Below are 7,379 nucleotides of genomic sequence, written 5' to 3'. Positions count from 1 at the left end.
TTCCAACCATGTCAGGCTATAAGGTCGCGATCGCCGGCGCCACCGGCAATGTCGGCCGGGAGATGCTGAGCATTCTCGCCGAGCGGCGTTTCCCCGTGTCCGAGGTGGTCGCGCTCGCCTCCTCCCGCTCGATCGGCAAGGAGGTTTCGTTCGGCGACCGCACGCTCAAGTGCAAGGCGCTCGAGAATTACGATTTCTCCGACACCGACATCTGCCTCATGTCGGCCGGCGGCTCGGTGTCCAAGGACTATTCGCCCGGGATCGGGGCCAAGGGCTGCGTCGTGATCGACAATTCCTCCGCCTGGCGGATGGACCCGGACGTGCCGCTGATCGTGCCCGAGGTCAACGCCGAGGCGGCGCGCGGCTTCGTCAACAAGTACATCATCGCCAACCCGAACTGCTCGACCGCCCAGCTGGTCGTGGCGCTGAAGCAGCTGCACGACCGCGCCGTCATCAGGCGGGTCGTGGTCGCCACCTACCAGTCGGTGTCGGGCGCCGGCAAGGACGCGATGGACGAGCTGTTTTCGCAGACCAAGGCGGTCTACACCAACAGCGAACTGGTCACCAAGAAATTCCCGAAGCGTATCGCCTTCAACGTGATCCCCGAGATCGACGTCTTCATGGAGGACGGCTACACCAAGGAAGAGTGGAAGATGATGATGGAGACCAAGAAGATTCTTGATCCCAAAATCAAGCTGACCGCGACCTGCGTGCGGGTGCCGGTATTCGTCGGTCATTCCGAAGCCGTCACGATCGAGTTCGAGAATCCGATCTCGCCGGATGAAGCGCGCAACATCCTGCGCAACGCGCCGGGATGCCTCGTCATCGACAAGCACGAGCCCGGCGGCTATGTCACGCCCTATGAGGCGGCCGGCGAGGACGCCACCTACATCAGCCGCATCCGTGCCGATCCGACCGTCGACAACGGCCTGGTGCTGTGGTGCGTGTCGGACAACCTGCGCAAGGGTGCCGCGCTGAACGCGATCCAGATCGCGGAATGCCTGATCAACCGCAAGCTGCTCAGCGCCAAGAAAAAGGCTGCGTAAAAGGCTGCGTAAAAGGCCACGCAACGGGCCACTCTAGTCTGCTTCGAGGAGCCGGGGACCAGCGATGACCGAGCAACCGGCTGCTTCCCGACCCGCTCCCGCGCTGAAGGTGATAGGACGCGCGCTCGAGAGCGTGCTGTTCTCGAGCCGCTGGCTGATGCTGCCGTTCTATGTCGGCCTCGTCGTCAGCCTCGCGGTTCTCTTCGTCAAATTCGTCAGGATGCTGTGGGATTTCATCCTGTACGCGCCCGGCGCCAAGTCGACCGATAGCATCCTCGGCGTGCTGTCCCTGATCGACGTGACGCTGGTCGCCAACCTGATCTTGATCGTGGTGTTTTCCGGCTACGAGAACTTCGTGTCGCGGGTCGATACCACCGGCCAGCCGAACTGGCCGGTATGGATCACCAAGATCGATTTCGCTGGCCTGAAGCAGAAACTCTTGGCATCGATCGTCGCGATTTCGGCGATCCACGTGCTGGAAGCATTCCTCAACGTCGATGCCGCCTTCGACGCCGTCAAGATGACCTGGCTGGTCGGCGTGCATCTGGTGTTCGTGGTCTCGGCGCTGCTCTTGGCGCTGTCCGACCGCTGGGGTGCCGAGAAGACGAACAGCGAGTAGAAGGCAGGGGGGACCAGGCGCGTCTTCGCGCCGTGCCCTCCATCTCACCACGCGGACGGGATTGTGCGCACGCTGCGCTTAGCCCACGGATCTACGCATCCGCTTCCGTCCGAACGCCGCGGAATTCCTTCGTCTCCTTGTCGAGCACGAACAGCGAGCCTTCGGCGACGCCGAAATAGGCGCCGTGCAGCTGTAGTTCGCCGCGCTCGACCAGCGTCTGCACGAACGGGAACGTCATCAGGTTCTCGATCGAGCGGAACACCGCCGCTTTCTCGATCCGCACGGTGAAATCCTGCATGGTCTCGTGGTCACGCTGCTCGACGACTTCGCCCGGCTTGATGAACATCGCCATCCAGCGGCCGATGAAATCGCCTGGCGACAGCGGCTCGATCTTGTCGATGAAGGCGCGGATGCCGCCGCACTGGGCGTGCCCGAGCACCACGATATGCTTGATACGCAGCGCCCGCACCGCATATTCGAGCGCGGCCGAGACGCCGTGGGCGCCACCGTCCGGCTGATACACCGGCACCAGATTGGCGACGTTGCGGACCACGAACAATTCGCCCGGACCGGCGTCGAAGATCACTTCGGGCGAGACGCGCGAATCGCAGCAGCCGATCACCATGACTTCCGGCGACTGGCCCCGCACCGACAGCTCGCGATAGCGGGTCTGCTCGGTCGGCAGCCGCTGTGTCGTGAAGGCCCGGTAGCCGTCCAGGAGGCGTTGCGGAAAACTGATCATGGCATTGCCTAACCATAGGCCGCCTGCGGTCACAAGCCTTTCGATTGGGCAGATGAAATGCTATTCGGCTGGGTTCCAAGACCGCCCCAGAGGAGCGCCCATGATCCGTCCGCGCCGCAGCCTGTTGTTCATGCCGGGATCGAACGCGCGGGCGCTGGAAAAGGGCCGTAATCTCGCCGCCGACGGCCTGATCCTCGACCTCGAGGATTCGGTTGCCCCCGATGCAAAGTCCAGGGCGCGCGACCAGATCGCGCAGGCGGTTGCAGCGAAGGGTTTTGGCCAACGCGAGGTCCTGATCCGGACCAATGGCCTCGATACGCCGTGGTGGCGCGAGGACTTTGCCATGGCCGGACGTGCCAGGCCGGATGGCATCTTGGTACCCAAGATCTCAAGCGTCGACGACCTGACCATGATCGCCGTCAGTCTTGACGACATCGGCGCCGACCCGTCGATCAAGGTCTGGGCGATGATCGAAACCGCGCGCGCGGTGCTCGATGCCGACAAGCTCGCCTGTGCCGCGCGCGATCCGAAGCTGCGGTTGGCGGGTTTCGTATTTGGGCCGAACGACATTTCGCGGGAGACGCGGATCAGGATGCAGCCCGGCCGTGCCGCGATGATCCCGATGATCACCCACTGCATTCTGGCGGCGCGCGCCAACGGTCTGGAGATGCTCGACGGACCCTACAGCGATTTTTCGAATGCCGACGGCTTTGCGCTGGAGTGCGCCCAGGGGCGCGACCTCGGCTTCGACGGCAAGACCTTGATCCATCCCGGCCAGATCGACGCCTGCAACGCGATCTTCACGCCGCCGCCCGAGGAGGTCGCGCAGGCGAGACGGATCATTGCGGCGTTCGAAGCGCCGCAGAACGCCTCGCGCGGCGCGATCCAGCTCGATGGCCAGATGGTGGAGAGGCTGCATGCCGAGATGGCCCGGCGCACCATCGCCATCGCGGACGCTATTCAATCCATGGCGCAGTAGCTCTGTTGCGGAGCGTCGCCGCGGTCCTCGAGGCTGACCTGACCCGCGCTAGTTTCGCTTCAGGCTCAGGATGTAGCTCGCGAGATCATCGGCCTGTTCCGGCGTGATCACGAGGTTCGGCATGGTGGGATGGCTGGTCTTGAGGAAGACCGTGATCGACAGCGCCGTGGTCGACGGCTGATTGGCGATCGCTGCGAAATCCGGCGCGGTATTGGACGTGCCCGCAGTGCCCGGCGCGATGGCATGACAGGCCTGGCACCAGGCTTCCGCCAGATGGTGACCGGAGGACACGCTGTCGGAGGCCGGCGTCGCGCCGGCCGCATGAGGCAGCGGAATCGAGAACAGCGTCGCGATCGCGAGCGGGATTACAAGGCTGAAACGCACGCCGTGATTAGGCAACATGATGTCTGACCCGCAGTCCTACTTGGCGCGCTCGCCGAGCTGATCGATCGTGGGAGCGTTGAGGCAATAGCCCTTATAGTGCTCGGTGGAGGTGCCGGCGGCGAGATCGCGATCGCATCGCGCCTTGTCGCGGCACATCGCGCAGACCCGCTCCATGTCGCGCAGCACCAGCGGCTGCGCGCTCGCCAGTTTTGCCTCGTCGATGCCCAACGCCTGCAGCAGTTTCGGCAGTTCGTCGGCGGCGTGCGGTCCGTTGCGGACCAGTTCGTCCAGCTCCTCGGGCGACACCTGCAGATCGCCGGCGATGCGCTCGAAATCGGTGCGGTCGAGCTGGCGCATCTCGCTGAGCTCGCGGCGATGCCTGAGCCAGTCGGAGAACGTGTTGATCAATTCTTCGACGCGAAGATACGGCTTGGCGTGCGCAGTCATCAGACACCTCCGGTCGCCTGCGAAATCCACCTAATTTGACCATCGATCGCGCCGACGGCCTTGCGGCAGATCAAAGGGAACCCGGCGAGAAATCCGAAGCGACTTGGCTGCCGAATCGTTCCGCCGCCCAGGCATAGAGGCTGCCGGAAACCGGCAGCTGGTTGCCGCGGCCTTTCGGCGAGATGTGCAGGCCGATGATGTCGGGATCGGCAATCAGCGCGGCGAAATCCGATTCTTCGAAGAATAGTTTGGGCTCGGCATGCACGGCGTAGAACGATTTCTTCGGCAGGGCGTGGCGCAGCTCGCCCGATCGCGCCGCAAGCGCAGTCAGCGACGCCGGACCATAGATCGCCACCCGGATGTCGGAGAGGCGGCTTGAGCCGCCGCGCAGGCGTCGCAGCGCGAAGGTCATGCGGTGCCTCAGCGACAGCCAGTCCGGCGTCAGTTCGTCCTGTTGCATCAGACGATCGAAGGCGGTGATGATCGGATCGTCCGACGGCAGGTACAGCACGGAATTGCCGAGCTGGCGCCGCCGCTCCCAGGCGAAATAAGGTTTTTCGGGATCGACCTCGATTGGCCTGAGCAGCAGCACATCGGCGTCCAGCCAGAGGCCGGCGCGCATCGCCATCAGCCGCATGCGGAAGAAATCGCTGAATTGCAGCATGGTCCAGTCGCGCCAGCTGCCGTCCGGCTGTGCCGGGCGAAGCCGTTCCGAGAAGGCGCGCGACAGGACCGCCTCGGCGTCGGCAGTGCCGACGCCGTCGGGCAGGCCCGGAATCGTGCCGAAGCTGTAGACGGTGACCTTGTGGCCGGCGGCCAGCTGCGATCTCAGACAGGTCCGCCGCAACGCGTCGAGCGGACCATGCCAGAAGGTGACGATGTCGGGGCGCAAGGTGGCGCGATCAGGCCCAGGCGCGCTCGGTCCTCGCCTTGGCCTCATAGGCGTCGATGGAGGCCTTCTTCTCCATGGTCAGCCCGATATCGTCGAGACCGTTCACAAGGCAGTGCTTGCGGAACGGGTCGATCTCGAACTTCACCTTGCCGCCGTCGGGTCCGCGGATCTCCTGGTTGGGAAGATCGATGGTCAGCGTTGCGTTGGCGCCACGCTCGGCGTCGTCAAACAGCTTGTCGAGGTCCTGCTGGGAGACGCGGATCGGCAGAATGCCGTTCTTGAAGCAATTATTGTAGAAGATGTCGCCGAACGAGGTCGAGATCACGCAGCGAATGCCAAAATCCAACAGCGCCCAGGGCGCGTGCTCGCGGCTCGAGCCGCAGCCAAAATTGTCGCCGGCAACCAGTATCTTGGCGTTGCGGTAGGCCGGCTTGTTGAGCACGAAATCGGGATTCTCGCTGCCGTCGTCGTTGTAGCGCTGCTCGGAGAAGAGCCCTTTGCCGAGGCCGGTGCGCTTGATCGTCTTCAGATACTGCTTGGGGATGACCATGTCGGTGTCGACATTGATGATCTTCAACGGCGCCGCAACGCCTTCCAGCGTGGTGAACTTTTCCATCGATCGCTTCCCGGGCTGTGACCAAAGGCTGACGGTAGAGCTTTTACCGCGAATGATGCCCGCGAGAAAAGGTTTAATGCGCGTCGGCCTCGATATCAGCCATGTCGTCGTCGGACAGCCCGAAATGGTGCCCGACCTCATGGATCAGCACATGGCGGACGACGTCGCCCAGCGTCTCCTCGTGCTCCGCCCAATAATCCAGGATGGGCCGGCGGTAGAGCCAGATCATGTTCGGCAGGCTGGCGATGTCCTGGTTGCTGCGGAACGGCAGGCCGGTGCCCTGGAACAGCCCGAGCAGGTCGAATTCGGTCTCTGCGTCCATTTCCTCCAGCACCTCCTCGGTCGGGAAGTCGTCGACGCGAATGACGAGGTCTTGGCACAATTCGCGAAAACGCGCCGGCAGGCGCTCGAAAGCCCTGTCCGCCATGGTTTCCATCTCGGCGAGCGAGGGAGCTTTGAGTGTCATCCACATCTTCAAGGCTCTTAGCGCGGATTTCGCAGCTGTGCACCTCGGATCGTGACAGGGCTAGCTGACGACAGAGGCGAATGTTAGAAGCGGATGTGCACAGTTCTGGGTGGGCGTGATGATACGGATCGCATTGGCGGCAATCCTTTTGGCTCTCGGCCTTGTTTCGCTTGCCGCGCGAGACGCAAAGGCAGAATCCGCACTTCGGGTGGCGCAGGTGCAGGATCCGGACGCGCCGCCGCCGCGCAGGGTCCACCGGCCAGCCACCCGGCTGCGGGTGACGCCCAACTATGATGACGTCTATCCGCGCTACAATCCCGGCCCGAACGCGGTGCGGGAATGCAATGCCAGCTATGTGCAGGAATTCAGGCCGAGCGGCACGGTGATCGTCCCGCACATGCACTGCTTCTGGCGGCAGCGCTAGAGCATGATCCGGAAACGCCTGACCTCCGGCTACGACCGCAGGCGTGCATAGCGGGTTTCCCTTGCCACAAATGCGGAACGCGTTTGCCCGGAGATCGTGCTCAATCAAAAACCTGGAGGAGAAGGCGATTCAACCTGATCGCAGCGCGCTCCGGGTCTCATGCATCACCGCAATGTGGCTAGAGGCACGATCGATGTTGCTTTGCAATGCCGTCGCGGCCTTCCACGCCGGATCGGTGATGGACGTCGCGGAAAACACGTTGGCGCGCTGTTGCGATTTTGGCACTCACGACGAATATGTCGTGTATGGCGGAACTGCCGGGCGGGCGCGGCATTCAATGCTCTGACGCAGCCATTCAGTCACCATTCACGTCACTCGCTTTATTCCAAGGTTGCGTCGCGCGGGGCAGTTGCATCGGGGGCAGCCGCACGGCGCCGCGTGAGTTGAAATTGTCCCGCAACCGAAGGAGAATCTCGATGAACGGAACGAAAGTTCTGGGTCTTGCAGCGCTCGGCGCGCTTCTGGTTCTGGCCGCCCCTGCTCAACAAGCGCAGGCGCTGTCTTTGATCAATCCGGGCGCCGCTCCTGCAGTACAGGATGGTTCGAAAACCATGACCACCGAGGTGCGCTGGCATCATTGGCACCACTGGCATCATTGGCATCACCGCCATTGGTGATCATGGCGGCGCGATCTGGCCGCGGGATCGCCTGAACTGAAAACAAACAATGGTGACAAAACGGGCCCGCGTCGCGAGCCCGTTTTG

11 protein-coding genes are annotated in these 7,379 nt (G+C 63.2%); 5 read left to right on the top strand and 6 right to left on the bottom strand.

Annotation, left to right across the window (positions count from 1 at the left end; all coding sequences use genetic code 11):
- Positions 1-8: 8 nt before the first annotated feature.
- Both WCB02_RS37055 and WCB02_RS37050 read left to right on the top strand, forming a co-directional pair.
- Positions 9-1,046 carry an aspartate-semialdehyde dehydrogenase gene (locus WCB02_RS37055; RefSeq protein WP_423966775.1) on the top strand — a complete coding sequence of 346 codons (1,038 nt, stop codon included), beginning with the start codon at positions 9-11 and terminating at the stop codon, positions 1,044-1,046.
- Between the two features lie 64 nt (positions 1,047-1,110).
- Positions 1,111-1,665: a TIGR00645 family protein gene (locus WCB02_RS37050; RefSeq protein WP_423966772.1), complete on the top strand. Its 555-nt coding sequence runs from the start codon at positions 1,111-1,113 to the stop codon at positions 1,663-1,665.
- Between the two features lie 91 nt (positions 1,666-1,756).
- On the opposite strand, the gene WCB02_RS37045 is transcribed toward WCB02_RS37050, so the two are convergent.
- The gene (locus tag WCB02_RS37045; protein WP_423966770.1) at positions 1,757-2,407 is read right to left on the bottom strand and encodes a carbonic anhydrase; all 651 of its coding nucleotides are present in this window, start codon (positions 2,405-2,407) and stop codon (positions 1,757-1,759) included.
- Positions 2,408-2,507: 100 nt separating this feature from the next.
- Between WCB02_RS37045 and WCB02_RS37040 the strand changes: the two genes are divergently transcribed.
- Entirely contained in the window at positions 2,508-3,386 is an 879-nt protein-coding gene (locus WCB02_RS37040; protein ID WP_423966768.1) for an HpcH/HpaI aldolase/citrate lyase family protein, read from the top strand.
- Between the two features lie 48 nt (positions 3,387-3,434).
- On the opposite strand, the gene WCB02_RS37035 is transcribed toward WCB02_RS37040, so the two are convergent.
- The 5 genes from WCB02_RS37035 to WCB02_RS37015 all read right to left on the bottom strand — a co-directional run bounded on the left by WCB02_RS37035 (position 3,435) and on the right by WCB02_RS37015 (position 6,197).
- The gene (locus tag WCB02_RS37035; protein WP_423966766.1) at positions 3,435-3,788 is read right to left on the bottom strand and encodes a c-type cytochrome; all 354 of its coding nucleotides are present in this window, start codon (positions 3,786-3,788) and stop codon (positions 3,435-3,437) included.
- A gap of 18 nt (positions 3,789-3,806) precedes the next feature.
- The gene (locus tag WCB02_RS37030; protein WP_423966763.1) at positions 3,807-4,217 is read right to left on the bottom strand and encodes a hypothetical protein; all 411 of its coding nucleotides are present in this window, start codon (positions 4,215-4,217) and stop codon (positions 3,807-3,809) included.
- Positions 4,218-4,287: 70 nt separating this feature from the next.
- Positions 4,288-5,109: a hypothetical protein gene (locus WCB02_RS37025; protein ID WP_423966761.1), complete on the bottom strand. Its 822-nt coding sequence runs from the start codon at positions 5,107-5,109 to the stop codon at positions 4,288-4,290.
- A 10-nt stretch (positions 5,110-5,119) separates the two neighbouring features.
- Positions 5,120-5,725: a 3-isopropylmalate dehydratase small subunit gene (leuD, locus tag WCB02_RS37020; RefSeq protein ID WP_423966759.1), complete on the bottom strand. Its 606-nt coding sequence runs from the start codon at positions 5,723-5,725 to the stop codon at positions 5,120-5,122.
- A gap of 73 nt (positions 5,726-5,798) precedes the next feature.
- Positions 5,799-6,197 (bottom strand): metallopeptidase family protein, encoded by a 399-nt coding sequence (locus WCB02_RS37015; protein WP_423966756.1) that lies wholly within the window; start codon positions 6,195-6,197, stop codon positions 5,799-5,801.
- Positions 6,198-6,309: 112 nt separating this feature from the next.
- Here WCB02_RS37015 and WCB02_RS37010 point away from each other — a divergent pair, with 112 nt between their 5' ends.
- Entirely contained in the window at positions 6,310-6,615 is a 306-nt protein-coding gene (locus WCB02_RS37010; protein WP_423966754.1) for a hypothetical protein, read from the top strand.
- 476 nt (positions 6,616-7,091) lie between these two features.
- Entirely contained in the window at positions 7,092-7,292 is a 201-nt protein-coding gene (locus tag WCB02_RS37005) for a hypothetical protein (RefSeq protein WP_423966752.1), read from the top strand.
- Positions 7,293-7,379 lie beyond the last annotated feature (87 nt).

Origin of the sequence: Bradyrhizobium sp. (genome assembly GCF_049581145.1) — a bacterium.
GTDB lineage: Bacteria > Pseudomonadota > Alphaproteobacteria > Rhizobiales > Xanthobacteraceae > Bradyrhizobium.
This window is presented reverse-complemented; position numbering and strand designations above follow the sequence as displayed.

Excerpts from the sequence above, each read along its gene's own strand:
- leuD (WP_423966759.1), bottom strand. The coding sequence starts at position 5,725 with ATGGAAAAGTTCACCACGCTGGAAGGCGTTGCGGCGCCGTTGAAGATC.
- WCB02_RS37005 (WP_423966752.1), top strand. The coding sequence starts at position 7,092 with ATGAACGGAACGAAAGTTCTGGGTCTTGCAGCGCTCGGCGCGCTTCTG.
- WCB02_RS37045 (WP_423966770.1), bottom strand. The coding sequence starts at position 2,407 with ATGATCAGTTTTCCGCAACGCCTCCTGGACGGCTACCGGGCCTTCACG.
- WCB02_RS37040 (WP_423966768.1), top strand. The coding sequence starts at position 2,508 with ATGATCCGTCCGCGCCGCAGCCTGTTGTTCATGCCGGGATCGAACGCG.
- WCB02_RS37050 (WP_423966772.1), top strand. The coding sequence starts at position 1,111 with ATGACCGAGCAACCGGCTGCTTCCCGACCCGCTCCCGCGCTGAAGGTG.
- WCB02_RS37055 (WP_423966775.1), top strand. The coding sequence starts at position 9 with ATGTCAGGCTATAAGGTCGCGATCGCCGGCGCCACCGGCAATGTCGGC.
- WCB02_RS37015 (WP_423966756.1), bottom strand. The coding sequence starts at position 6,197 with ATGTGGATGACACTCAAAGCTCCCTCGCTCGCCGAGATGGAAACCATG.
- WCB02_RS37035 (WP_423966766.1), bottom strand. The coding sequence starts at position 3,788 with ATGTTGCCTAATCACGGCGTGCGTTTCAGCCTTGTAATCCCGCTCGCG.
- WCB02_RS37030 (WP_423966763.1), bottom strand. The coding sequence starts at position 4,217 with ATGACTGCGCACGCCAAGCCGTATCTTCGCGTCGAAGAATTGATCAAC.
- WCB02_RS37010 (WP_423966754.1), top strand. The coding sequence starts at position 6,310 with ATGATACGGATCGCATTGGCGGCAATCCTTTTGGCTCTCGGCCTTGTT.